The following is a 25,224-nucleotide window of genomic DNA, read 5'->3' on the forward strand; positions in this document are numbered from 1 at the left end:
TAAAAACGGTTCGTAGTGCGGACTTAAGTCCGCTCTCAGGCTGTCGATTACCATAATAAAAACGGTTCGTAGTGCGGACTTAAGTCCGCTCTCAGGCTGCGGACTAAAGTCCGCACTACGAACTAATATTATTGGACTAAAGTCCGCTCTCAGGCTGCGGACTAAAATCCGCACTACGAACTAATATTATTGGACTAAAGTCCGCTCTCAGGCTGCGGACTAAAGTCCGCACTACGAACTAATATTATTGGACTAAAGTCCGCTCTCAGGCTGCGGACTAAAGTCCGCACTACGAACTAATATTATTGCGGTTAATCATCGGACACGATATTAGAAACCGGGTTTTTTACGAAAATCTTTCATCGCAGCTAAAAAATTAGGTAAAAACCCGGTTTCTTTGGCACAAATGCGTCCAGGAATGTCAACTCTAAATCCCATTTTCACTTGAGATGACAGTGGCAATTCGGCTTTTCAATCAAAGACTCAACCAAAGCATTCAAAGCAACCGCCGCCAACAACCCGCCACCAAAAGTCCCCACCGTCGTAATATAAGGAATTCCCGATCGCACTAACCGACGTTTCGCCACCGGAGAATGACTGAAGCCGATCGGCATTCCAATGACCAAAGCCGGTTGCAGTTGCCCGATCGCGATCGCCTCACAAACCGCCATCAGCACAGACGGCGCATATCCTACTACCAATATACAGCCTTTTTCCAGTTTCAACAACTTTTCAAACCACTCGCGCCCGTGCCAGAATTCCTGTTCAGCTTCCGCCGCAGCATTGATGTGCGGATTGTCAATTAAAGTTGTAATACTTGTTCCCAAATGCGCCAATCTTGCGTTATCCAAAGCAGCAAAAACAGGCGGCACGTCAGCCACAATTTGACACCGATTTTTCAAAGCTTCCCGGGCAGATTTAATCGCCGTTTCGCTTAACTTCACAAACGGCAGCAGCGAACAATCACCCGATGCTAACATTAGTTTTGACAGCAAGTCTACCTCAATTTCCGAGCGATCGCCCAAATCCGGCAACAAATGCTGCAAAGACTCCTCAAAAGCCTCCGGGTGAGTGTGCGCCCCCGCATCCCAAGCATCCCAAAGTTGTTCCAACCCTCCCAACCCCCCCTCAGTTTCCGCCTCCAACAGCCTCAATTGAGCCAGTGCGACTCCTTGCACCGCTTGACAGGAAAGATCCCGCCCCAGCAATCCTTCGAGGGCTGAAGCCGTTTCTCTGAGGCGCACAATCTGCTGAATTACCGACAGATATTGCTGTTGGAGAGTCGCCATCAGCGCGTCAGGGGAAGCCTCCGCGTCTGTTTCTAAGAGTTTGCGGATGTGAGACAGTTGAAAGCCTTGTTGCTTGAGTGCGACAATTTTTTGGAGTCTTTGCACGTCGCTGCGGGTGTACAGTCTGTAGTTAGAAGTCGATCGCACCGCCGGAGATAGCAGCCCCAAAGCGTGATAGTGCCGCACCATCCGAGGCGTAATTGTGCCTTTTACCGCTTCAGTAAGTTGTTTAATTGTCAAGTATTGTTGCATTGAATTTGTTCGTAGTGCGGACTTCAGTCCGCAAAATGCAGATTCGTTCGTAGTGCGGACTTCAGTCCACAGCAGATTCGTTCGTAGTGCGGACTTCAGTCCGCAGCCTGAAAGCGGACTGAAGTCCGCACTACGAACCGTTGTTGTTTTGAGACAGAGGTTAAAAACCCCTGGCGCGCTTTCAGAATAGCGCGTTGAACCCTCGGATCTCCGAAGCACCGATGCTTAATTTATTTTAGTTTTACTCTTGACATTGACACTAATGTCAAGGTTTACGATGCAGGAGTCATTCTACCAAATCAAATTTCTCCCATAACCGAAAGCAATTTTGTTCGAGACACCCGGTAGAGGCTGCGGAAACACATAAAAGTTCCGCATCCTGACAACCAGCCCCTGGATTCAACCACGGGCTTAATTCTTCAATCTAAAATCTAAAATCCAAAATCTAAAATCCCATGACTCCCAATTCTCTCCCCATCTCGCGCCTGTCGCGCCTCGCCGAAGAACATCCCGATGCTGTGACTGCCGCCCTGTGCGGAATTCTAGTAATTTTGGGTTCGATCGCCCTACAAGTCGGTTGGCTGGGCTTAGCGGTGTTAATATTGCCCGCTGCTTACGTTATCGGCGGCTATTCCAGCACCCGCGAAGGGTTGACTACGCTGTTTGAAGAACGGGAATTAGATGTAGATTTGTTGATGATTGTGGCTGCTTTGGGCGCGGCAGGTTTGGGGCTGTGGCGACAAGAATATCACTTAATTGTTGACGGTGCTGTTTTAATTTTAATCTTTGCAATTAGCGGCGCGCTGGAAGGTTATGCTATGCAGCGGACTGAACGGAGTATCCGCAGTTTGATGAGCTTGACTGCGGATACTGCGCGGGTGCTAATGTACGATGGGGAACGAGAAATTGCGATCGCAAAATTAGAAATTGGCGATCGTATTTTAGTCAAGCCCGGAGAAATCATCCCCACAGATGCGATAATTATCGAAGGCTACAGCGCGATCGATCAAGCCTCGATTACCGGCGAATCGATGCCCGTCGAAAAAACCGCCGGCGATGAAGTCTATGCAGGCACCATTAACGGTGCGGGCGCGCTACAATTGGAAGTTCACAAAAGTCCAGAAAGCAGTTTGATTCAGCGAGTGATTCGGCTGGTGCAACAAGCGCAAACAGAAGCGCCGCCTTCTCAACAGTTTGTCGAAAAGTTCGAGCGCGGTTATGCTAAATTAATTGTCGGTTTAGGCTTGCTTCTGGCAATTTTGCCGCCCTTTATTTTGGGCTGGAATTGGGAAGATACTATTTATCGAGCGCTGATTTTCCTAGTAGTCGCATCTCCCTGCGCGCTGATGGCTTCGATTATGCCGGCGCTGCTTTCGGGAATTGCTAACGGGGCGAGACAGGGGATTTTGTTTAAAAGCGGCGCGCAATTGGAGATAATAGGTCAAGTTCGGGCGATCGCCTTTGACAAAACCGGAACCCTCACCACCGGAAAACCTGAAGTTATCCAAATTGTACCAGCGGCCGGATATACTGAAACAGAAGTTCTGCAATTGGCAGCGGCCCTGGAAGCTCATTCCGAACACGCGATCGCCCAAGCAATTGTCGAAGCCGCAAATCAGCAACAGTTACCCTTGTCAAGTGCTACAGACGTACAAGCAAAAATCGGTCAAGGAATAGTCGGCAAAGTTAACAATCAAACCATTACTATTGGTAAAGCCAATTTTGTCGGAGCAACTGCTGAGTTGACAGAAGTAAGTCATCAGTTACAAGGGGAAGGAAAAACGGTTGTTTGGGTGGCAAAGGGCGATGAACTTTTAGGCATCATTGCAGTAGCAGATACAGTCCGCCCGGAAGCAGCAGCCACGATAAAACGCTTGCAAAAATTAGGCGTAGAACATATAATTATGCTGACAGGCGACAACGAGCAAACCGCCCAACATATCGCCCGTCAATTAGGCATCACTGAAGTGTACGCCGAACTTTTACCAGAAGACAAAGTGCACCTAATTAAAAAGTTGCAAACCCAGTATCAAACCGTCGCAATGGTAGGAGACGGCATCAACGACGCCCCCGCCCTCGCCCAAGCTTCCGTAGGAATTGCGATGGGGATTTCCGGCAGCGATGTTGCTTTAGAAACGGCTGACATCGTATTAATGGCGGACAAATTAGAACAATTAGCTAAAGCAATTAGTTTGGGCCGCCGCGCTCAAAATGTGGTCAAGCAAAACATTGTTTTTGCACTCAGTTGTATTATACTGTTGTTGGCTGCTAATTTTATCGGAAATATCACAATGCCGATCGGCGTCATCGGTCATGAAGGGTCTACAGTTTTAGTAACCTTGAGTGGTTTGCGGCTGCTGAGACATTAAGCGCGATCGAGCTTTTATTGAATTTAGATAGAAGGTTCGTAGTGAGGACTTCAGTCCGCACCGGTTCGTAGTGAGGACTTCAGTCCGCACCGGTTCGTAGTGAGGACTTCAGTCCGCACCGGTTCGTAGTGAAGACTTCAGTCCGCACCGGTTCGTAGTGAGGACTTCAGTCCGCACATTCAGAGGACTCAAGTCCTCACTACAAACTAATCTGATAACTCCCTTAAAGCCGAAATAATATTCTGAGCTAAACTTAACGATCTTACCACTTCTTTTTGTAACTGAAATATAGTATCTTCATAATCAGCCTGATTTCTGATTTTTCTCAATCGAGTTAAATTTCTACCTATCTCTGTAATTTTCTGAGATTTCGATCGATTGTAAATAAATTCTTCAGCTACATATTGATGGTCGTTGATATCGTAAGTTTTATTGCGCGATAGTCTCGGATCTTGTTCAATGTCGCGCAAGTAATTCCGTGCTAGACAAAACACAGAATAATATGCTCTACTTACAGCAGAACGCAATTTTGATTCTTCATTTCTTGCGGCTAGCTCTTGTGCTAAATTAAGATATTCCGACCAATCAAATTTCATTCCCACCCCAAGTCAATATTTAATTTATTTTGAGAAATGACAAGACCGGCATCTAGCCACCAAGTGCGATCGAGAGTTTGTAACTTTGCCAAAGCTTCATCGACTTCTAGTTTAGTGTAGATCGTAATCCAGAGCGATCGCCAATTGGCAATTTCTGGATCGGTTTTCACTTCCAAGGCTAATCTTTCGCTAGGAAATAGTTCTCTAACTTGAGAATGAGCTTGTAAAATCACACTTAGCATTACTTCCTGCTCAATAATTAACTTAAAAGCTTCAAGAGGTTCTTCTACCGTGTAGAGACTTCGGATTTTATTGAAATCAGCGATTAAATCGTCAAAGGGTGCGGGTTTAATGGCTTGCTCTTGGATAGCAGTCATAATTATTGGTTCTGAATGCTTTACTTGTTAATATTTTAGCAAATATCTACTCGTTACCTGGCTCTGCCTGGAAATTAGTTAACTAACGGCGGAAAATGCGCGACCACACAGCTATAATTATCGCAGTAACCAGGCTAGTCGCTACTCCCGATAAAATCGTAAATCCCATAATTATTCTCAATCCCGAACCAGGTTCAAAAAAGGGGAATAGCGTATTGATAGCAGCATTGATAGCGGGATTTGCTTCGATTTCTGTTTTGTAATTGGCACTTGCAGAGGCTACCGTACCGCCAGTAGACAGCCCGACTCCGACAATACCGACAATATTTTGAAAAGTGCGATCGCTCTCAGCCTTCCTAATCTCCACCGTCCCTCTAATTGTATCAGTCAAACTCTGCAAAATTTCCAAACACGGACGGAAATTGTCAATATCTTTTTTAACTTGTCTGGGATAGTTTTTGTTAGCGGTATCGTGAAACTCCTGCAAAAACTTTAAGTCATCCGTTTGTCGAGCCTTAGCCTGCATCTCTGTCAGCTTATCCTGGTACTTTTCCAGATTCACATTAATTGTACTGTATTGCAGCTCCAGGTAATTAAGGTCGATCGCAAACTCAGACAATTTCCCCATCGCCTCCAGCAATTTCGGGAGAGTCAGCCGAGAAGTATTTCTCATCGCCACAATTTGGTTGTAGTTTTTTACCAAACGTTTTTTTAGTAGTAAACTGTTCTCATAAGCCCAAATTATTTTATGGCGGAAACACAGCAAATCCTGGCAATTTAGGTAAAAATCTTTCGCCCATTCTTTACAAGCAGCATCATCGGGATATAAAATTACCAACAGTTGCAAGTTATCCTCAATCTTATCGCCCCAAAACTCAAATACTTTCCCACTTAAAAACTCACCACTTGCTTGAGGAACACCGTCTTTTTTCAACAAACACTTGTAAGCCTGTTTTGCAAGTTCTTCCGCATCCGCATCAGTTCCAGATTCCAGCCAACCCGAAAGCATCCAAGTTTGCCCGATATTTTCCAATTTAGGCAGTTTAGGACTTAACTCCTGCAAACTTTCAATCAGTTTAATAACTTTGGCTGTTTCATACTTGTCATCAACATAACCATCAAATAAAAGTTGGTAATTGTCACTAACATTCCAGCGGCGATAGCGGCCCTTAACTTGATGGTTGCTCAAGTTTCCTGTAAAGGCTAAATCGGCTACTTCCACTTCATTTAGCGCCAGAAATTTTCGCTTTTCTTCGGAGGTAAAGGAAACATTTAGCTTTTCGTGCAGTTGTTCGGATAATCCCGCTAAAAATCTGCGATAAGTTTTGCGAGTTTCCGATTCTTCGACACCCAACCCTTGTTTGAGAGTGTAGGTAAATAAATTTAGGGTAGGGTCAACTAATTTCAGCATAAAATCTTTTCCTGACGGTCAATCTCGGAAACCTTAACTATACAGCAATACGGTTCAGCAATCTCGGACACGACATTACCTATTAGTATCAACTTAACATCAAACGTAGTGCGGGTCTTCTGTCTAGCGATTAAGGCCAGATCCCCCCTAACCCCCCTTAAAAAGGGGGGGACAAGAATCTTCTCAAAGTCCCCCTTCTTAAGGGGATTTAGGGGGATCTGGCCTCTGATAAAAACGAGAGATACTTCTCAAAGTGGATCTTCTTAAGGGGGATTTAGGGGGATCGAGACTTTGATATAAACGACAGATACCTCTCAAAGTCCCCCTTCTTAAGGGGGATTTAGGGGGGATCGAGACTTTGATAAAAACGACAGATACCTCTCAAAGTCCCCCTTCTTAAGGGGGATTTAGGGGGATCGAGACTTTGATATAAACGACAGATACAAAATTAAAATCTCAATCCATAAACCCGTTCAACCAAATCGCGAACACCAGAAAAAAGCTTTTTAGCCTTACTCTGAGGATTGGCATCAGTCAGCGGAGGAGCCAAAAAATTGTTAAAATCATCAGTAGTCTGACGCGAAGGAGTATTTGCATCTAATTCAGGAAGCCACTTATCCTTTTCATTCGTATCGTCAAGTTCCAGCAAATCCTCATAAGCCTGCTCAAAAACTTCATAAAAAGCAGCATCTTTCTTAGCTATATCAATAAATTGAGACGCTTTTTCCATGTCACCGCCAACCACAGCCGCGCCTACTTGATTAACTTCGGCTATCAACTCAGGAGAAAGAGTTCCTTCAAACTTCGCGAGGGCGATTAACAAAGCTTTGGGCGCAAACTCGTCAAATCCCGATAAAGTAACTTGTTCAGAAGTCATATAATTTTAGCCGTTGCCGGTGATGGTGAAAGCCGCCCAATGGTAGGGATGCTCGTAGGGTTTCTCCTCTATATTAGCTGATTTTTTTTTCAGGCGGGAGGCTTCTCTTTCAAAGTAGTAGATATTCTTAAACTTAGCTTTTTCCAGCAGCGGCAACAACTCTGTCGCGTACCACTCGCCTAGCTTAGCATTCGTGAGTTGTCTCAGCCAATCTTTGGCTTGTTGCAAAGCTGCGGGCGGCTGGATTCCCTGCTGCAACAACTGGTAGAAATATATCGTTAACAAAGCGCTGGAACGTTCGTCAACTCGCCACAGCGTGCTGATAATATAATTGGTTTCTGGCAAAAAGCCGCTCGCTATCCCCACGAATTCATCGATTAACTCGCCTGTTTTGGTGTAGCCGGTTTCGCAAGCGCTGAGGCAGATTAGGTAATAGTTGACAAAATTTAACTGCAAAATGTCGGTCAATGTCAATTCTTCGCCGCCGGTTAGGATTAACGCAGAAGCTTCGGATTTTTCGGTGTTGTGGTAGGCGTGACCTGTATAATGAAAGATGCCTTTGTTGGCTTTGAGTGCTTGAATAATTGCGGTTTTTGTGGCGGCATTGGCGGGGCGCTGAGTCGGGTAAAATTGACTGATGGCGGCTGCTTCTATTTCTGTGTATTTTAATGCACTTTTGCCTTGGGAATGCTCTACCATCAGCAGTGAATTTGGTACTGTTTCCGTGGGGTGTTGCTGTTGCTGGAGGATGGCAATTTGAGCGCTGGGGAGGCGGCTAATTGTGCGGATTATGGGGGCAACCACGGGGGGATTGCCCCTACCAGGGTTCTGTAGGGGTAGTGGATGGTGCGTGCCTACCCCCTCCACTACCCCCTCCGCTGAGAAGGGAGGCTGAAACAGGGCATCTAGGGGGAGGAGGTGCAAGTCGCGGTGGGGAATTAAGATTAAGTGTTGGATATTGGTGAGGTGGGTGCAAATTTCGGGGATTTTGAGGATGTCAGCGAGTTTTTGCAATTGCGCTGTCATGGATTGCCGCCACGGATGGGATTCTTTGCTTTGTTCTTTGTTAGTTTTGCAGTAATTTTGATAGTTGGTTTTCCAGTCTTTCAGCCATTTTTCTAAACTCGGACTTTTGGAATTTGGGAATAAATCCGTGACTGGTGTGGAGATTGTTTGAAAGTTGTCTGGGGTAATGATAAAAGCTGTCAGGGAAACTGGGCTGATATGCCAGTAAATTATGGCTGTGGCGGTGTTGTTTGCCAGCAAGTCTCGGATTTGGGGATAAGTCGGGCTGTCGATGCGGTTTTGTGAAGCTGCGCGCATCCATTGCAGGCAAAAGTTTTTCCTGGCTTCGGCTTTTTCTAGTGCATTTATCTTCTTGCCAGACTCGACGAGGGTATCGACTTCTAACTGGTAAAGTCCGGCAAATTTGCGCTGGAGTCGCTGTTTGATTTCGAGATCAGTTTGATTGTCTAAAAGTAAATTTTCTAAGACGGTAGTAGCTTCGGTAAGGTACTCGCTGGTTTTGGCATCTCCCAAGCTGCCGCAGACGGTAATTAAGCCTTGCATTACTTCTAAATAAGTTTCTGGAATCAGGGGCGATTTCAAGAATTCGCGGGCTTGTTCGTAGCTGGCTTTGGCTTTGTGGAAAGATTCAAAATATGTGGCTGTGTGTTTGCCGTTTTGGTAGTGTGCCTTGCCTTTTTGATAGTGCAAGTCGCCGCAAGCGAGGCGATAGTCTTGGTTGCTGGGGAGATATTTCTGTAAGCCTTCATCCCAGTTTTGAATGGCTTCAATGTACCGCCCTGAGTAGAAAAATGCCCAACCTCGATTAGCCCAAGCTTCCCTGAATTGATCGCCTGTAAATTCTAAGGCTGTCTCGTAAGCTACGATAGCCTCACTGTTGCGGCCCAAATCTGTTAGGGTAACGCCCAGATTATTCCAGGCATAGTGGAATTTGGGGTCAATTTCTAAGGCTTTCTCATAGGCTACGATCGCCTCACTGTTTCGGTTCAAAGGATATAAAGCATTGCCCAGCCAGTTCCAGGCTAAGTGGGATTTAGGGTCAATTTCTAAGGCTTTTTCGTAGGCTGCGATCGCCTCACTGTTTCGGTTCAAAGGATATAGGGCATTGCCCAGCCCGTTCCAGGCTAAGTGGGATTTAGGGTCAATTTCTAAGGCTTTTTCGTAGGCTGCGATCGCCTCTATGTAGCGACCTAAATCATTTAGTGGAACGCCCATCATAAGCCAGGCTATTTTGAATTTAGAGTCAATTTCTAAGGCTTTTTTATATGCTGCGATCGCCCCTTCTAAATCTCCTGCATAATAGTGAAATAATCCTTGACCAAATAATAATAATTTAGATAATAATTCTTCATATTCTGACTGCGAACTTGAATCAAATTCGTTAGCATCCGATGAATTATCTGTAGAATAAACACTCGCACTCTGCTTTGCCAACAATGGAGAAACAATATTTTCACTTATAACTAATGAATCATCTGTAAGAGTCGGATTCAAACTCTTCTGCGGCAACAATTGCCTACCAATCTTCCCAGCAACCTCACTAATTCTCCCGCAATTCATCTCACCCAGCCGCACCATTCGCCCACCCAATTCTAAATGCGTTTCCGGCGATACCAGCAACCTTTCTCCAAATTCTTGCAGCCAGTTTACCCACTCAGCATCTTTGATATTGCTGCCGATTAAAAAGCCTTTAATTTCGCCGCGACTCCAGCCTTGTTCAACACCCTCTAACAACTCCATGAATTTCTGTTCGCATTCCCCAAAAGAGCGAATCGGAGTTGGCGGTGGGGGTGCTGGCGGTTTGCGTTGCGGGAAAATTTGCTGCCACAGGTTGAGGATTGTTTGCCAGATTTTTCGGATCATTGGCTGGGTGGGTGATGTGTTGTTGGTTATTGTAGCAGATTTTTGGGTTTGGTGGAGGTTAATACTCGGAGAAACCGGGTTTTTTTGTGAGTCTGTTGGTGATGTCGAGGTGTTGTGGTGACAACCCGGTTTCTGGCTACTCGTGACTCCATAAATTAGGTGTCCAGCAGTCGAATAGTTCGTTATTCCGCAGATCCGGCAGGGGTTTAAACCCCTGCCTCATAGCGAAAGTCCTCTGAAGAGGACTGATAAATTTTTAATTTTTTGGTTCGTTACTCCGCAGATCCGGCAGGGGTTTAAACCCCTGCCTCATAGCGAAAGTCCTCTGAAGAGGACTGATAGATTCTTGATTTTTTGGTTCGTTACTCCGCAGATCCGGCAGGGGTTTAAACCCCTGCCTCAAAGCGAAAGTCCTCTGAAGAGGACTGATAGATTCTTGATTTTTTGGTTTTATGAATGAGTGTTTCACGAGCACTTTCCGCCTGTTATGGATAAACAAAATGGTTGTGATTATTTTAGGAATAATCATAATTATTCAGTCCTCTTCAGAGGACTTGCGCTATGAGACAGGGAATTAATTCCCTGGCGGACTTTCGGGCAGTTGTAGGGTGTGGATACATCGACAATTTCTCAACAAATAGCGGCAATCTGAGGGCGACGCACCTTAGATATGAGGCTAAACAAACAAACTGAAAAATTATTGGTTTTGTTTACACCGGACTTGCGATCGGAGGTGCATCGCTAGGAGATTGTTTGTCACATTTAGGGATTTTCGATCGCGACACACCCTACAACTAATTTGTCTCGCTGCGTGGCGAGAAACCGGGTTTCTATGAATATTTTCGGTTGAGTACGAGAAATTTAGGAAGAAACCCGGTTTCTGGGATTAGCATTTTCACGACTAAAATTAATTTACAAAAATACTTAATAATTCACACTAATTAATGAATTAGTGTCTCCCTTTAAGCTTAAACTAAGAACATCGCAAAATAAAAGTTTTCAGATTCACAAGGGAAGAGATCGGAGAAACCGGCAAACACAAGTTTTTTTCCTGAACAATCATCTTCTCCTTCCCCTTCCCCTTCACTTTGTGTAGGAGGCAATTATGAACCAAAAAGTCCTTGGGGCCGCGCGGAACGTTGCAATTGTTGGCCCTTATTTAAGCGGTAAAACCGCACTGCTGGAAAGTTTGCTGTCGGTAACAGGGGCGATTACTCGCAAGGGTAATGCTAAAGATGGTAATACGGTAGGTGACAGTTCGCCGGAAGCGCGCGATCGCAAAATGAGCGTAGAAGTCAACAGCGCCACCGCCGAATACGAAAACGTTCGCTTCACATTTCTTGACTGTCCCGGGTCGATCGAATTTGTCCAAGAAACTTACAATGCACTTATCGGTGTCGATGCAGCCGTGATTGTTTGCGAACCAGTTGCCGATCGCACTTTAACCCTCGCCCCGCTGTTCAAATTCCTCGACGATTGGGAAATTCCGCACCTAGTTTTCATCAACAAGATCGATCGCGCGTGCACAGACGAAACCACTTGCGGTAGCAACTTCACCGACGTACTCAACGCCCTCAAATCGGTTTCTAGCAGACCAATTGTACCTCACCAATACCCGATCGGCAAAAACGAACAAATCATCGGTTTTATCGACTTAGTAACCGAACAAGCTTACCACTACCACCCGGGCGCACCCGCAGATCCAGTCCCGCTTCCCGAACACCTCAAAGCACAAGAAAGCGCCGCGCGACAGGAAATGCTCGAAGAATTGGCCAATTTTGACGATCGTTTACTCGAAGAATTGCTCGAAGAAATCAATCCCGATGCTGAAGAAATTACCCGCGATTTCAAGATGGAATTAGGCGCAGATTTAATAGTGCCCGTATTCATCGGTATCGCCGAACAAGATTTCGGGGTGCGGCCTCTTTTGGAAGCTTTACTCAGAGAAGCGCCGACACCGGAAACTACAGCAGAACGGCGCGGTTTTATACAAGGTGAAAACAAGGTGGTCGGTCAAATTCTCAAAACTTTTTACACGCCTCAAGGAGGTAAGTTATCCTTAGTGAGAATGTGGCAGGGGACGATCGCAGATGGAGCAGTTTTGAACGGGGTTCGAGTTAACGGTTTGTACCGCTTGACAGGCCAGCAAACGCAAAGTTTGCAGTCGGTCAGTGCCGGGGAAATTGTGGCTGTGGGGAGGCTGGAAGGCTTGAAAACAGGCGATACGCTGGGTTCTGACGAATTCTTACCAAAAGCGGAAATCATCTCGCCTGTCTACGCACTGGCGATCGTCCCAGAAAAGCGCAACGATGAAGTTAAGTTGAGCTCTGCCTTAGCTAAACTATTAGAAGAAGACCCATCTTTAGTGTGGGAACAGCACGGCGACACCCACGAAATTATACTTTGGGGTCAAGGTGAAATCCACTTGAAAGTAGCTTTAGACCGATTGCGCCGCAAGTATAATTTGCCGATGGTAACTCACTTACCGCAAGTACCGTACAAAGAAACCATCCGCAAACCCGCATCTTCCATCCACGGGCGCTACAAACACCAAAGCGGCGGACACGGACAGTTTGGCGACGTGTACCTCGATATCGCACCGCAGCCTCGCGGAGAAGGTTTCAATTTCAGCGACAAAATAGTCGGCGGAGTTGTTCCAAAACAGTATATTCCGGGCGTGGAAGTGGGAGTGCGCGAATATTTGGATCGCGGCCCGTTGGGTTTTCCGGTGGTAGATGTATCGGTAACTCTGACCAACGGTTCCTATCATTCTGTTGATAGTTCGGAACAAGCTTTTAAGCAGGCGGCGCGGTTGGCGATGCAGTCGGGGATGGAGAAGTGCGAATCAACTTTGCTGGAGCCGATCGCCAAAGTGGAAATTTGCGCTCCCAACGAGTGTACATCAAAGGTGTTGCAATTAATCAGCGGACACCGCGGCCAAATTCTCGGCTACGAAGGTAAAGCAGACTGGAAGGGATGGGATGCTGTTTCTGCTTATTTGCCGATCGCCGAAATGCAAAATTTAATTGTAGAATTGCGATCGCAGACGATGGGTGTCGGATTTTTTAACTGGGAGTTCGATCGTTTGCAAGAAGTACCGGAACCTCTTGCTAAGCGGGTTTTGCTTGCGGCTGGTGGGAATGGAAAGGCTTCGTAGTGAGGACTTCAGTCCTCTTCCGATTAATTAAGAAGGACTAAAGTCCTCACTACGAACCTGTGGATGAAGAAGGACTAAAGTCCTCACTACGAATGTGGGATTTAACTGTTAAAAAGAAACAATTAAGTAACCGTTTTGGAACTTAGCACCAGTAACAGACTTACCAGTCAACGCCGGAGGTAGCAAAATATTGCGCCGCTGATCGCCTGCTTCGATCGTCACTTCCGGCCCGGATTGAATCAATTTAATTTCTTTTTTGTCAAACCCTGGCAAAAACAAACTCACTAAACGCTGTGCAGTGTTTATGTTAATCGGTTTAGGAGCTTTTGTTGCTTCCGAAAAATCGGGCAAAGCATCAATTAACGGCTGCCAATTATTATCGCTGTGCGCCGGAACCGCAACTGCTGTCAAAGGATCGAAATCAGCAGCAATAGTTTCTGTAATCGGTGCTTGATTGACAATTACGCCGCCGACAGTCAAACCAACTTGTTGAGAACTTCCCCAAAGATAGCGCGCAGTGGCGATCGCACTTGCATCTCCAGCCGTCACCAAATAAGCCGCCGTGCGGTTCGGATCTGCCAGCGCTTCCTTACCCTTATCTAACAGATTATCGACTTGCTTGGTAGATTGAAAAGCATTGTCTCCCGACATATCCACCGTCAACACGGTACTGACAACCGGTTGAATAAAAGGCGACAAAGCTTTCCCCAAATCAGAATCTACCAAAGCTTGGCGGAAGCGGCGGATGTACCAACTCAAAATTTCCGGCATTCCCAGCATCCGCAGCGTATCCATGCCGCCGCTGCCGTCATACACAATCACATCGTATTGTTTGCTGTCGTCATATTCCCGAATTTCGTTCAACGCCAGCGCGCTGTCCATCCCCGGTAAAACGCCCAATTCTTGCCCGTAAATCTGCTTGAAAAACGGTGTGCGAACATATTGAGCTTCTAGTTGTTTAATTTCGTCCCACCTGCGTTCTAGCAGCGGCGCGCTTTGCACCTGTACCGCTTTCAGGTTGGGGGCGATGGACTGTGGCGCGGGAGTCAGGGGAACTCCTAGCAGAATACCTAATGCAGGCCCCGGATCTTGACCGAGTAGCAGAACTCGCTTGCCTTGAGCCGCATATTTTTTAGCTGTTGCGATCGCGATCGTACTGCGGCCAGTGCCGCCTTTGCCCAAAAATGTCAAAATCAAAGCCATTTTCTGTTCTCAGTGCCAAAGCTTACTACTTAACATTTAAGCGCAACGGCCATCGAGATTGGGGGAGTAGGAGATGGGGAGAGAGAGGGGGACATGGGGAGAGGGGGACATGGGGAGAGGGGAGAACGGAAGAAGGGAAGAACGGGAGAACGGGAGAATTGAAAAAATCTTCCTTATTCTCTCGAACCTCAAACCTCAGCCTCCATCCGTTACATCCGTTACAAAATCCGCTGCCGAACCTCCATCCGTTACATCCGTTACATCCGCTACAAAATCCGCTGCCGAACTTCCTTCTACTAAACGGCTTCTAGCTCATCTTCAAAGAACCAAGTCGCAAAACCAAGGTCAAACTTGACAATCAGGCCTACTCCGCTACCATCAACCATTCTGAATCCGTCAACAGTGCCTACTGGATTCTCCTTTATCTTGCCCACCATACTTGCAGGTATCCGATCTCTGAGACGGCGCACCTTAACTCTCTGACCTACTTCTATTGCCACTGAAATGTTCTCCTGCTCTACATAACTTATACACAAGGGTTCATTTTACAGTTTGGCGGTCTCGATCGAGCAGCAAGACCAACACGCCCGATCGCCCGCGATGATTTTCCAGCGAAATTTTCGATCTCATTTCCCTAAAAGACGGTATTCTAGTCGGAGTTGCTCGATCTTTGCACTATTTCTCGGCTGAGCCAGCCTTGGTTGCACAGGCACAAGCTCCACTCCCAAAGCCAGCCACATTACTTATATAATTATTTTTTATCACTTTCTAAGGGGAATCTTTTTATTCATTGCCAAAACTACATGATTTCTTGCCAATTATTCATCCTTCCGGCCGAAGCCAAAAGACCTTCACCAGCAGTAATAAATTTTATGTTTGCTATATATAAATCTTCGCTCTTTTTTATTGAGAGCGGCGAAAACTATTGTTCTATAAGGCTCTTGACCTGAAAAAGCCCCAAAATCGCCGATCGAATGTGACGGAAATGCCTGGCTGTAACAGTTTACTAAAATATGACAACAAAAAGAAGATTTTATGCTAAGCTTTGCTGCTGAGAAAGTTTATTTTTACTGCTGTTTTATGGCAAAAAAATGGAACGATTCCCGGATTTAAGGAGTCTAATAAAAGAAATGAAGTTTAAGAACTTCAACATGACAAAATAGAAATTATGAATAAAATTTTTAGGTGCTGGCGATCGACCAAAATTTCCCTCATCAGCTTGTCTTTAGCTGTGCTGGCAACTCTTCCAGCCTTTCGCTCTACGATCGCCAGTCCGCTGTCTCCATCCCCCAAACAGCAGTCAAACCCTACTAAAATTATCTCAGTCGATCGACCGCCAGCACCACCAACCGGCTCAAAGTCTCCCAAAAACCTGCAAACAGCAGCGGCGAATCCCTCGCCAACAAAGACAATCAACGCTCAGGGAACAACCGCCGGTCGATCGCTCGAAATCCAAGAAATTCGCGGTACAGTCACCTTTAAAGGACGGCCCGCCGCCGTGGGCGATCGGCTACTCGCCCCCGGAGACGAAATCATCACCGGCCCCAATTCCACAGCCCGTTTAGCGATCGACAACAACACCGGCATCGTGGAAGTTGCCGAAAAAACCGCAGTCAGAATATCCGATTTGTCAAGCACTTCAGGCGAAAATGACACAGCTATTTTTGTCGGCCGCGGGCGAGTCAGATTGTCGATCGGCAAAACTGCTGCGCCAACAGCCTCCGCTCAAACCTCAGCAATTATCCTGCCGAACCAGATTGCCGCCTTAAATACCTTCAGCGGACTTGGCAAATCGGAGCGAATTGCCCAACAAAAAAAATCTGCCAGAACCGCCCCAGTCAGGGTTGAAACCCCCCAAGGTGTGGCCGGAGTCAGGGGTACATCCTTTGGCGTCAGCGTCGGCCCCGACGGCAAAACTGGAGTAGAAACCATTGAAGGTTCAGTCGGAGTATCTGCCAAAAACGACTCCGAAGTAGTTGTGGGCGGCGGCAACGCCACGGAAATTTTCCCTCAAACTCCCCCCGCACCGCCATCAGCCAGCCCTCGCCTAGCCGAACTCAAAGTCCGCAGTTTGTTCAGACTCGGTGGGAATATCTATCGCCTCAGCGGTCAAATTAACCCGATCGACATAATTTATGTCAACAACCAAGCCATTAAGATCGATCGACAGGGAAAATTCACAATCCAAGGAATTTTACCAGCCAGCCGCCGTCTCAAAATTGTAGTGAGAGGATCGTCTGTCAGAGAAAAGCATTACAGCCTCGCAGTTCCCTAAACAACTTATCTGGGAGTCCGAATCGAATGTCAATTATTGCGTCAAATTAATTGAATGAAGTTCAAACAATTGATCGAGCATCTGAAACACAATCAACTGATTGGCATCCGGCAATATCTCATCACAAACCCTCCCTGGCTGACAGGCGCCGCCGCAGGAATCATGTCTGTGGCCATGCTGCAATTGGGAATGTGGAAACCCCTTGAATATTTGGGATACAAAACCCTATTTCAAATTCGAGAATCGGGAGTTTTGCCAAATCCGGGATGGGATGACAGAATTGCGGTAATTGCGATCGAACCCCAAAGCTTGCAGGAATACGGTCAATTTCCGTGGCCGCGCAATCGCTACGCCGAACTGCTGTCGGCTTTAAAAAAATCTCCCCCCACAGCAGTTGGTTTTGACATTCTTTTCCTCGATCCGAGTCCCAAAGATCAAATGTTAGCCGGTGCGATCGCCACAAATGGCAAAGTTGTACTCCCAAGAACCACCAAAGAACAACCCGTAGCATCTTTAAAAGCAGCCGCCGCAGGTGTCGGACATATAATGCACGAACCCAACAGCGACGGCGTTAGCCGCGATTCAAAAATATTTCTCAACTCCATTCCTAACTTAGGTTTAGCAATGACTCAAAGGTACAACGCTGCTAACCCGCAAAATCCTGTATTGCTGCCGCAGCCACACAATATGCAGGAACAAACAGTCTGGGTTAACTGGCCCGGGAAAACAGAAAATCTGCGTACCTATGCTTTTGTGGATGTTGCAGAAGGTAGAATTCCTGCAAATGCTTTAGCTGATAAATTAGTATTAGTCGGCATAGTCGCTACGGGTTTTGACCAGATATCTACACCTCTGAACAAGACTACTGCTGGGGTGTATTTATATGCAGCTTTGGTTGACAATTTGCTCAATCAACGCTTGCTAAAGCGGCTGCCGGTACTGCTAGAAATTTTCCTATTGTTGGGGATTGGCCCCCTTACTACTTCAGTGCTGTGCAACCGAGGTGTTAAAGCAAGAATTGCGATCGCCCTTGGTTTACCTGTAATTTGGGTTACGGCTGCTGCTGTGTTATTTGGCTGCTATTTTTGGTGGCTTCCCGTTGCCGCACCCATCGGCACCCTAATTTTATCTGGCACTGCTTTGCAACTGCGCGAACAATACGAAAAACAGCAGTTAATGAGGTTATTTGAAAAGCACGTCGCCCCCGAAACTGCTCAGCTTATTTGGGAACGCAAAGCTGAGATATTTGAACAAGGAGAACTCGAACCTCAAGAACTTACAGCAACTGTGCTGTTTATGGATATTCGCAGTTTTACTTCGATTTCAGAAAAAATGCGGCCGCGGGATTTGCTCACCTGGCTGAACAATTATTTGGAAGCAATGACCAACTGTATTATGGATCACGGCGGCGTGGTAGATAAATACATCGGCGATGCAATTATGGCAGTTTTCGGCGTACCTTTTTGCCACACAGAATATCCCGAAATTCAACAAGATGCTTTGAATGCAGTTGCGGCTTGCATCGCCATGCACGAAAAGCTGCACAAACTCAACGAGCAACTTAGAATTGACCGCAAACCTTTAATTAAGTTTGGCATCGGCTTGCATACCGGACAGTTAGTTGCCGGCAGCGTCGGCGGTTCCCGGCGTTTGAATTATTCTGTAATCGGCGATGCTGTCAATGTTGCTGCTAGATTAGAGGCGATGAATAAGGAAATTGTGTCTGACAGTCCTTTTAATTTGTTGGTGACGGGGAGGACTTTTGCTTACGTGCGCGATCGCTACGAAGGCCAAAAAGTAGGAGCGATTCAATTGCGCGGTAAAAAAGAAGAAACGGTGGTTTATGCTATTTTGGGCGAAAAGCATTAGTCATCAGTCATCAGTTATGATATAGCAATGGACTGTTGATAAAAGGTTTGTAGTGAGGACTTTAGTCCGCATAAATCAGAGGACTTTAGTCCTCACTACAAACAGTTGATAAAAGGTTTGTAGTGAGGACTTTAGTCCGCATAAATCAGAGGACTTTAGTCCTCACTACAAACCAATCTGATTGTAGTAATTTACCGGACACGATATCGATCGCAGATTTATGCAATAAGTCTAATCTAATCAAAAACACTCAGCCGCAGAGATTTAGCTATTTGTTCCAACAGAAACAAACCCCCGACTGAATTTCCCTCTTTATTCAAGGGCGGGCTGTAAGATGCGATCGCCCCTTCGCCCGGAATCACCGAGAGCATTGCCCCGCTAACACCCGACTTAACGGGCAATCCCACCCGCAAAGCAAAGCGGGCCGATGCTTCATACAAACCGCAAGTAGCCATCAATGCTTTGACTGTGCGGCAGTTTTCCCAGATTGCTTCGCCACCATTTACCAACACCATTCCCACCTTCGCCAAATCCTCTACAGTTCCCGCCAAACAACAAACTCGATTGTAGGTTTCTAACGCAATTTCCGAGTTTTGCAGATAACCCGATTCTACCATTGCTAAGGCAAGATCCCAATTTTTTTGATTCGGCATTGCATTCACTGAATCGAGCATTAACTCGTCAACAAATAACTGACTGTTTGCCTTTTGGTTCAGCCAAGTTCGCAAGTTTTGACAGCGCACAACCGCATTTTCACCTGGAATCAAAGACGCTAGGGCGATCGCCCCGCTATTGATCATCGGATTTCTCGGCTTCCCTTTATCTGTTTCGAGTTGAGTCAGGGAATTGAAAGGCATAGACGAAGGCTCGCAGCCAACGCAGTCAAAAACCGCTTTTTCGCCCAATTCGCACAGCAAGTAAAGCAGCACGAAGGGCTTGACTGCGCTCATCAGCGGGAATGTGGTAGCAGCGCTGCCCCAGCTCAAAATTTGACCGTCAATTGCCCGAATTTGCACGGCAAACCCTTGTCTGTCGGCTTGGGCAAGGAGAGGTACGTAGGCGGGGATTTGACCGGACTTACTGCGATTAATTGCCTCTTTTGCCCAAGCTGTTAGTTGTTCTGGTTGCAGGGAAGATAGTTTGCTGGTGGGTGTTTTCACTTTTGGTTGTGTAAATATTTGCGATCGCCCTTTTTGACCAGAAACCCAGTTTTTTAACCGAATTGCGCCACTTGTGCTCCGCGAACAACCCGGTTTGTGAGGTGAGAGCAAGGGGAGCATCTCAATTTTGCATTTACAGTGTTCCGCTCAAAAAAGGTTCGTAGTACGTCAGTAGAGTCCGCTCTTTAAAAAATGCTTATTACAAAACTCAGATGCACCCAGAGCAAGTGCGATCGGCTTTCAGGCTGCGATCGTTACCGCCTGGGACAACTAATCAATATTCTTGACAAATTTTTCATAAAAATCTGTAGTTTGCATAAAAACCTCCCCTTCACCCCGATACATAATTAGCAGCTTCGAGGCAGCGCTGCTACCCAACAATCCACAAGAACTAGCTTGAAATGCCTTCAGATTCTGATTTTTAATCCCCAATCAGGGGCGGGGTGCATATTTAATTTAATTTTTTCAGAGTTCGCGAAATCCTTTCCGGAAAACCCCCGAACCTCTGAGAATCTACTATCCAACCGGATCTACCCAAACCAGGATAAAAAAATGGCAGACGAACCGAAAACAGATGCAGCAGAAGCACCAAAACCCGCCCCGATGATTTTTAAGGGTGTTTGCAAAGACGGAGTTCTCAAAGACAAAGAAATTGAAGGCAAACTAGAGATCAAAGTCAACGTTGAATCTGTTAAAGCCGCACCAACACCTCCAAAAAAATCCAAGTGGGAGGAGCCTGTATTTTGGGCGGTGTTTTTATTAACAGCCAACTTTGCCGTCGGCGATCCCGCTGGAATGAGAAAATACAGCCCCCCACAAAGGTCACATTCTCATGAGATGTTAAACCAATCTGGGGAGCAGTCGGTGTTGCCTCAGAAAAACACCACCAACTTGCCGCTTTAGGCCCTGGGAGCCTGCCAGCCGCGCAAATAGTAATAAACAGACCCGAAATATTCATCGAATACTCGTGTCGTAGTTACCAAAGCTTCTGCACTGGGCAGGAAATCTGCCGCGTCTAAGCGCAGTCGGGTTTTCCCTCCTGACACGGGCTGGTAAGTGTAGAAGTCCGTAGCTCTAGGAATCACCTGGATTCCCATATTCGCAAAAGCGAGGCTGGCACGGCGCATCTGAATTGCAGATGTTACCAGGATTACTTTGCGCCCGACGCCGCGGCTGTCGAGGATCTTTCTCACTTCCTCGGCGCTGCTGCGTATGTTGCGGCCGTTATCGTCGAGAACGATACTGTTAGACGGCACGCCCATGTTACTTGCCAGCAAAGTCTTGATATCTTTAGCTTCGCCAGTATAATTCTGTAAATCTGCTCTGGGGCCAGCACTAACAATCACCAAAGGTGCTAGTTCTTTTTTGTACAAAACAGCAGCATAGGGCAAGCGATTGCCTGTGTCTGTCAGTTGAATCGCTTCTCGGTTGGCGTTGTGATTGTTCGTCGTTCCCTTGCCCAGCAGGACGATCGCTGCTGCTGTTTCGTCGCAGCAAACTGTGCGGGCTGCGGCATCCCGTTCTGCTTGATCGGCGAACCAGTAAGCCACCACTGGCATACTCGACAGGATCAAAACCAGCAGCGCTGCCAGGATCATTCTCGGCGCCGGGTTGCGGATGCCCCCGTTAGTGATCAGCGCCGATGCAATCACCAACAGCGTGATCGAAAAACCCAGGGGCTTAAAGAAGAAAGCTATTAAACCGAAAATCGCTGCTCCGACTGGCGTGTCTGGGGCAAAAAAAGCGAGGAACAAAAGGCTGATCAGCAGCAAAACGCGCAGCCGGTCTATTAACGGATTGTCTTTGCCTCCCGATTGATCCCACCACGATTTGATCAGTGAGAAGAGGAGGAATAGAAATAGAATGCGAGCGAATAGTTCAGGCATCTTGCAATATTCTGTGTCTTCATAAATTAGTACGGAAGTGTGGAACGAGCGCTAATTTAGCTGCGGCAGGAAATTCTGGCATCGGTTGAGTTGGGTTGTTAACTTTGGCCGATCGCGCAGTCCGATCGCATTTCTAAGAAATGCTCGATTCCGGTCAGCTATCAACTATTGGTTGCAGGCAAGGAGATCTCGCTACTTCCAGTCAGTCGATTTTAGATTGAAGAATTTTAGATTTTAGATTGACTCCACAGATGAATCTAGGAGCAGGCACTTTGGTCTAAAATTTTAGGCTCTCCACACTCATAGCGTCGGGGGGTTGTACCCGTTTTGGGGGCGGGTCACAGATTGCTGACAGATAATTGGTAATCGATAGTTGGTTAATGGTCGATCGGTAATTGATAATGGATGGAGCCGGCGGCAGGTGAAATTGACTTGGCAATTCAAGCCTGTTTTGTGCTGCTGCTATTTTTCCCATTACCTGTTACCCGTTCACCAATCCCAATTTATCGGCGTTTCAGTTGATTCCGAATTGCCTGCGTTACCGTTTGAATTACTTTAACACGAGCATAATACTTGTTATCGGCCGCAATTATAGTCCAGGGAGCTGGCGGGGTGCTGGTGCGCTGAATCATTTGATTCACCGCCACTTCATAATAATTCCACTTTTGGCGATTCCGCCAATCTTCGTCGGTGAGTTTGTATTGTTTAAATGGATTGTTTTGTCGCTCTGTAAACCGCTTTAGTTGCTCGTCCGGACTGATGTGCAGCCAGAATTTAACTAAGACACAACCAAAACTGGTGAGTTGCTCCTCAAATTCGTTAATTTCCTGGTAAGCTCGGCGCCATTCGGGCTCGGCTGCAAATCCTTCGACTCGTTCGACGAGCACTCTACCATACCAACTGCGATCGCAAATGCTGATTTTACCAGCAGTCGGCAACCGCCGCCAGAACCGCCAGAGATAGTGGTGAGCTTTTTCTTCGTCTGTGGGGGCAGCAAACGGATTAACGGTGTAACTGCGGGGGTCTAGGATGTCCGTCAAGCGTTTGATCGCGCCTCCTTTGCCGGCCCCATCCCAACCTTCAAACAGCACTAACACGGGGATTTTATCTGCGTCGATGCTTTGTTGCAGTTTGCCAAAACTGGTTTGTGCTGCGCGAAGTTCTTGTTTGTATTCGTCTGGCGACAGCGATTGAGTCAAATCTACTTGGGCGAGCAAATCCGGTTCAGCGGGTTGCAATTTTTCTTGAGGTGGCAATTTCAGTGGTGCAGATTGCGTCGGGAGTCTCTCTAGGGCTTCTGTAATTGTCGCTGCCATTTGCGTTAAAACTTTGACTCTCGCCCAGCGCTGGCAGTCGCCTTCTACTAGCGTCCAAGGTGCCGGGCCCGTGCCGGTTTGAGTTACCATTTCTTCGGCAAAACTTTTGTATTCTTGGTATTTTTTGGCTTGTTTCCAGTCTTCGGGCCGCACTCGCCAAGCTTGTAAGGTGTCGTCTTCTAGTTTTTTGAGCCTGCGCTTGAGTTCTTTTTTGCTCAGGTGAATCCAAAATTTGGCGATCGCCACGCCATCATCTACCATCTGCCGCTCGAAGGCGTTGATTTGCCTGATGACTGTCGGTTCTTCGGCTTCGGAAACTCTCTGGAACAATCGGTCTTCTAAAACATGAGTGTACCAACTGTGGTAGAAAAAACCAATCCGCCCTCGCGCCGGCAGTTTCTGCCAAAACCGCCACAGGAAAGGATAGCCCATTTCTGCCTCTGACGGCGGCCAAATCGGGTGGACGGCAAACCCTCGCGGATCCATGTACCCCACCATTTGTTTGACGAGGGCGCCTTTCCCCGCAGCCGCCCAGCCTTCGAGGACAACGATCGCGGGCAGTTTTTTTTCCCAGCAGGTTAGTTGGAGCGATCGCAACTGCTGCATTAAAACTTCGATTTTGGCATCATAGGTTTCTTTGTCCAAGGAAATATCTAAATCGAGGTTGTCGAGCATATTTACCTCATGCAAATCCGAGAAAGCTGTTTAACGTTAGTTTAACGTTAGGATAAAATTAAATCTTCAAGTGCCGCAAAAAGTTATAAAAACTACACTTACGGTCGGTTAAAAGCGAGCTGCTTCTCTAGCCCAATCCAGGCTCCCCTTAATACAAACAAAACTCTCCTCACCTCAAACTTGCCAAAAAAAAATTGAGCGGTTATAATTGAAATAGGGAACTTTTTAATAAGTTCAACTTCTCCCATCCCCCGATCGGGCGAGCTAACAGGAGCAGCAACAAATCCCTGCAATAGGATTTATTGTAAAACAGAGCAAAAGTAAAAATCAACTACCCGGTGGGGGTGAAAACTTCTTTACTTAGCTGCATCAAATTTATTTAAACAGCAGTCGATCGAGCGCCAAGCTCGAAAGATTTGACAGCGCTACCAAAGAAAGTAAAGCGCTAACTCAATTCAAGAATTAAATAAAAAAAAGCCCAAAAAGGCAAACCAATTTTTATGATTGCGCCATGAGATAAAACCCGAACACCTGGGCGGTACAGACAGGTTTCAGAGTTTTATCGACACCCAAAAACACCCGCATTACATCCGCGTTAATTCGCGTTAATCCGCATCAATCTGCGGTTAAAAAGCAAAAACACGGATTTATCTGACATCTTGCACCAGTCCCATAGTCCGCCAGGGGTTTAAACCCCTGTCTCATAGCGAAAGTCGTCTGAAGACGACTGCTGCGAGCGGAATTTAGTCAACTTTAGTTGAGTTGAGTTTTTGGCGGTTATAGGACTTATTGAAAAGGGTGCAGAATCTCAGATTTATGCGATAGATTCACTGCCTTCATTTTCCCATACCAATTAACAGGAACAGTCCGAAATTACGGATTGCAAAGTTTTCTATGAATATCTTGACAACACGCTCCTATAAAGGCGAAACTGACTGGTGCGCGATCGCAAATTTAATCGATGCTTGCGAAACAGTCGATGGGCCAGGCGAAGAAGTATCCGCCAGCGAACTAAAGCTTGTACTCGACGCCCCCAAACTCGACAAAGCCCGCGACGTACAGTTGTGGGAAGACGGAAACTACAGACTATTTGGTTTATCACTCCTAGATATGCCCGATTCGGAGGATGAAATAGACGCCTGTCTCTGGTTTTACGTGCATCCAAACGTCCGCAGCCAAGGTTTGGGGGAAAATATCGTTAAATGGGGTGAAAAGCGGCTGGGCGAAGTCTCGAAACAACGGAATTTACCCGCTACATTGCGTACCTACAGTCGGGAAGATGAAACCGATGAGATGCGGCTGTTAGAGAAACAGGGCTTTAAGGTCGATCGCTATTTTCTCACAATGGCGCGATCGCTCGCCGAACCAATTCCCGCACCCGAATTTCCCGCTAATTTTGCCCTGACGCACGTATCCGGGGAAAAAGACATCCAACCCTGGGTAGAAATGTTCAACCAGTCATTCATCGATCACTGGAACCACCACGATTTAACTGCTGAAATCGTGCGATACTGGATGCAGGAGGAGAATTATCAGCCGGAATTAGATTTGATTGCTGTTTCGGGCGATCGTAAATTTGCTGCATTTTGCGACTGTCAAATCAAACCCCAAAAAAACTCCCGC

At 46.7% G+C, this 25,224-nt stretch carries 17 protein-coding genes; 6 read left to right on the forward strand and 11 right to left on the reverse strand.

The genetic code is table 11. The features are described from left to right. Nucleotides 1-440: 440 nt before the first annotated feature. Nucleotides 441-1,541, reverse strand: a complete 1,101-nt coding sequence (locus JGK39_RS22700) for a precorrin-8X methylmutase (RefSeq protein WP_293257951.1) — start codon at nucleotides 1,539-1,541, stop codon at nucleotides 441-443. Between the two features lie 455 nt (nucleotides 1,542-1,996). Between JGK39_RS22700 and JGK39_RS22705 the strand changes: the two genes are divergently transcribed. Beyond that, nucleotides 1,997-3,910 (forward strand): heavy metal translocating P-type ATPase, encoded by a 1,914-nt coding sequence (locus tag JGK39_RS22705; protein ID WP_293257953.1) that lies wholly within the window; start codon nucleotides 1,997-1,999, stop codon nucleotides 3,908-3,910. A 206-nt stretch (nucleotides 3,911-4,116) separates the two neighbouring features. Here the strand turns inward: JGK39_RS22705 and JGK39_RS22710 are convergent, their stop codons facing one another. The 5 genes from JGK39_RS22710 to JGK39_RS22730 form a co-directional block, all read right to left on the reverse strand. Beyond that, a complete protein-coding gene (locus tag JGK39_RS22710) occupies nucleotides 4,117-4,506 on the reverse strand; it encodes a HEPN domain-containing protein (protein WP_293257955.1) in 390 nt (129 codons plus the stop codon). Continuing rightward, entirely contained in the window at nucleotides 4,503-4,883 is a 381-nt protein-coding gene (locus JGK39_RS22715; RefSeq protein WP_293257957.1) for a peptidase, read from the reverse strand. Before JGK39_RS22715 ends, JGK39_RS22710 begins: the two co-directional genes overlap by 4 nt. 82 nt (nucleotides 4,884-4,965) lie before the next feature. After that, entirely contained in the window at nucleotides 4,966-6,294 is a 1,329-nt protein-coding gene (locus JGK39_RS22720) for a hypothetical protein (protein ID WP_293257959.1), read from the reverse strand. A gap of 448 nt (nucleotides 6,295-6,742) precedes the next feature. Continuing rightward, nucleotides 6,743-7,171 carry a hypothetical protein gene (locus tag JGK39_RS22725; RefSeq protein WP_293257961.1) on the reverse strand — a complete coding sequence of 143 codons (429 nt, stop codon included), beginning with the start codon at nucleotides 7,169-7,171 and terminating at the stop codon, nucleotides 6,743-6,745. Between the two features lie 6 nt (nucleotides 7,172-7,177). After that, nucleotides 7,178-10,060: a tetratricopeptide repeat protein gene (locus tag JGK39_RS22730; RefSeq protein WP_293297419.1), complete on the reverse strand. Its 2,883-nt coding sequence runs from the start codon at nucleotides 10,058-10,060 to the stop codon at nucleotides 7,178-7,180. A gap of 1,105 nt (nucleotides 10,061-11,165) precedes the next feature. On the opposite strand from JGK39_RS22730, the gene JGK39_RS22735 reads away from it, so the two are divergent. Next, a complete protein-coding gene (locus JGK39_RS22735) occupies nucleotides 11,166-13,217 on the forward strand; it encodes an elongation factor G (protein ID WP_293257965.1) in 2,052 nt (683 codons plus the stop codon). A gap of 108 nt (nucleotides 13,218-13,325) precedes the next feature. Here the strand turns inward: JGK39_RS22735 and JGK39_RS22740 are convergent, their stop codons facing one another. After that, complete coding sequence (locus JGK39_RS22740) at nucleotides 13,326-14,420, reverse strand: ArsA family ATPase (protein WP_293257967.1); 1,095 nt, start codon at nucleotides 14,418-14,420, stop codon at nucleotides 13,326-13,328. A 296-nt stretch (nucleotides 14,421-14,716) separates the two neighbouring features. Continuing rightward, a complete protein-coding gene (locus tag JGK39_RS22745; RefSeq protein ID WP_293257969.1) occupies nucleotides 14,717-14,920 on the reverse strand; it encodes a DUF2862 domain-containing protein in 204 nt (67 codons plus the stop codon). 668 nt (nucleotides 14,921-15,588) lie between these two features. Between JGK39_RS22745 and JGK39_RS22750 the strand changes: the two genes are divergently transcribed. Together JGK39_RS22750 and JGK39_RS22755 are read left to right on the forward strand one after the other, a co-directional pair. Then, nucleotides 15,589-16,695, forward strand: a complete 1,107-nt coding sequence (locus JGK39_RS22750) for a FecR family protein (protein WP_293257970.1) — start codon at nucleotides 15,589-15,591, stop codon at nucleotides 16,693-16,695. Nucleotides 16,696-16,749: 54 nt separating this feature from the next. Continuing rightward, complete coding sequence (locus tag JGK39_RS22755; protein WP_293257971.1) at nucleotides 16,750-18,564, forward strand: adenylate/guanylate cyclase domain-containing protein; 1,815 nt, start codon at nucleotides 16,750-16,752, stop codon at nucleotides 18,562-18,564. A gap of 236 nt (nucleotides 18,565-18,800) precedes the next feature. On the opposite strand, the gene glsA is transcribed toward JGK39_RS22755, so the two are convergent. Next, the gene (gene glsA, locus JGK39_RS22760) at nucleotides 18,801-19,844 is read right to left on the reverse strand and encodes a glutaminase A (RefSeq protein WP_366048939.1); all 1,044 of its coding nucleotides are present in this window, start codon (nucleotides 19,842-19,844) and stop codon (nucleotides 18,801-18,803) included. Nucleotides 19,845-20,276: 432 nt separating this feature from the next. Between glsA and JGK39_RS22765 the strand changes: the two genes are divergently transcribed. Then, nucleotides 20,277-20,627 carry a hypothetical protein gene (locus JGK39_RS22765; protein ID WP_293257972.1) on the forward strand — a complete coding sequence of 117 codons (351 nt, stop codon included), beginning with the start codon at nucleotides 20,277-20,279 and terminating at the stop codon, nucleotides 20,625-20,627. On the opposite strand, the gene JGK39_RS22770 is transcribed toward JGK39_RS22765, so the two are convergent. Further along, nucleotides 20,624-21,610 (reverse strand): YdcF family protein, encoded by a 987-nt coding sequence (locus JGK39_RS22770; RefSeq protein ID WP_293257974.1) that lies wholly within the window; start codon nucleotides 21,608-21,610, stop codon nucleotides 20,624-20,626. The two genes, JGK39_RS22765 and JGK39_RS22770, sit on opposite strands and share 4 nt — an antisense overlap. Nucleotides 21,611-22,113: 503 nt before the next feature. Further along, nucleotides 22,114-23,601 carry a polyphosphate:AMP phosphotransferase gene (gene pap, locus JGK39_RS22775; RefSeq protein WP_293257976.1) on the reverse strand — a complete coding sequence of 496 codons (1,488 nt, stop codon included), beginning with the start codon at nucleotides 23,599-23,601 and terminating at the stop codon, nucleotides 22,114-22,116. 894 nt (nucleotides 23,602-24,495) lie between these two features. Between pap and JGK39_RS22780 the strand changes: the two genes are divergently transcribed. After that, nucleotides 24,496-25,224 (forward strand): GNAT family N-acetyltransferase (locus JGK39_RS22780; protein ID WP_293297422.1); only part of this gene is annotated, 729 nt, incomplete at its 3' end.

The organism is Microcoleus sp. PH2017_12_PCY_D_A (genome assembly GCF_020738565.1).
Classification (GTDB): domain Bacteria; phylum Cyanobacteriota; class Cyanobacteriia; order Cyanobacteriales; family Microcoleaceae; genus Microcoleus.

Excerpts from the sequence above, each read along its gene's own strand:
- JGK39_RS22700 (WP_293257951.1), bottom strand. The coding sequence starts at position 1,541 with ATGCAACAATACTTGACAATTAAACAACTTACTGAAGCGGTAAAAGGC.
- JGK39_RS22705 (WP_293257953.1), top strand. The coding sequence starts at position 1,997 with ATGACTCCCAATTCTCTCCCCATCTCGCGCCTGTCGCGCCTCGCCGAA.
- JGK39_RS22710 (WP_293257955.1), bottom strand. The coding sequence starts at position 4,506 with ATGAAATTTGATTGGTCGGAATATCTTAATTTAGCACAAGAGCTAGCC.
- JGK39_RS22715 (WP_293257957.1), bottom strand. The coding sequence starts at position 4,883 with ATGACTGCTATCCAAGAGCAAGCCATTAAACCCGCACCCTTTGACGAT.
- JGK39_RS22720 (WP_293257959.1), bottom strand. The coding sequence starts at position 6,294 with ATGCTGAAATTAGTTGACCCTACCCTAAATTTATTTACCTACACTCTC.
- JGK39_RS22725 (WP_293257961.1), bottom strand. The coding sequence starts at position 7,171 with ATGACTTCTGAACAAGTTACTTTATCGGGATTTGACGAGTTTGCGCCC.
- JGK39_RS22730 (WP_293297419.1), bottom strand. The coding sequence starts at position 10,060 with ATGATCCGAAAAATCTGGCAAACAATCCTCAACCTGTGGCAGCAAATT.
- JGK39_RS22735 (WP_293257965.1), top strand. The coding sequence starts at position 11,166 with ATGAACCAAAAAGTCCTTGGGGCCGCGCGGAACGTTGCAATTGTTGGC.
- JGK39_RS22740 (WP_293257967.1), bottom strand. The coding sequence starts at position 14,420 with ATGGCTTTGATTTTGACATTTTTGGGCAAAGGCGGCACTGGCCGCAGT.
- JGK39_RS22750 (WP_293257970.1), top strand. The coding sequence starts at position 15,589 with ATGAATAAAATTTTTAGGTGCTGGCGATCGACCAAAATTTCCCTCATC.
- JGK39_RS22755 (WP_293257971.1), top strand. The coding sequence starts at position 16,750 with ATGAAGTTCAAACAATTGATCGAGCATCTGAAACACAATCAACTGATT.
- glsA (WP_366048939.1), bottom strand. The coding sequence starts at position 19,844 with ATGCTCCCCTTGCTCTCACCTCACAAACCGGGTTGTTCGCGGAGCACA.
- JGK39_RS22765 (WP_293257972.1), top strand. The coding sequence starts at position 20,277 with ATGGCAGACGAACCGAAAACAGATGCAGCAGAAGCACCAAAACCCGCC.
- JGK39_RS22770 (WP_293257974.1), bottom strand. The coding sequence starts at position 21,610 with ATGCCTGAACTATTCGCTCGCATTCTATTTCTATTCCTCCTCTTCTCA.
- pap (WP_293257976.1), bottom strand. The coding sequence starts at position 23,601 with ATGCTCGACAACCTCGATTTAGATATTTCCTTGGACAAAGAAACCTAT.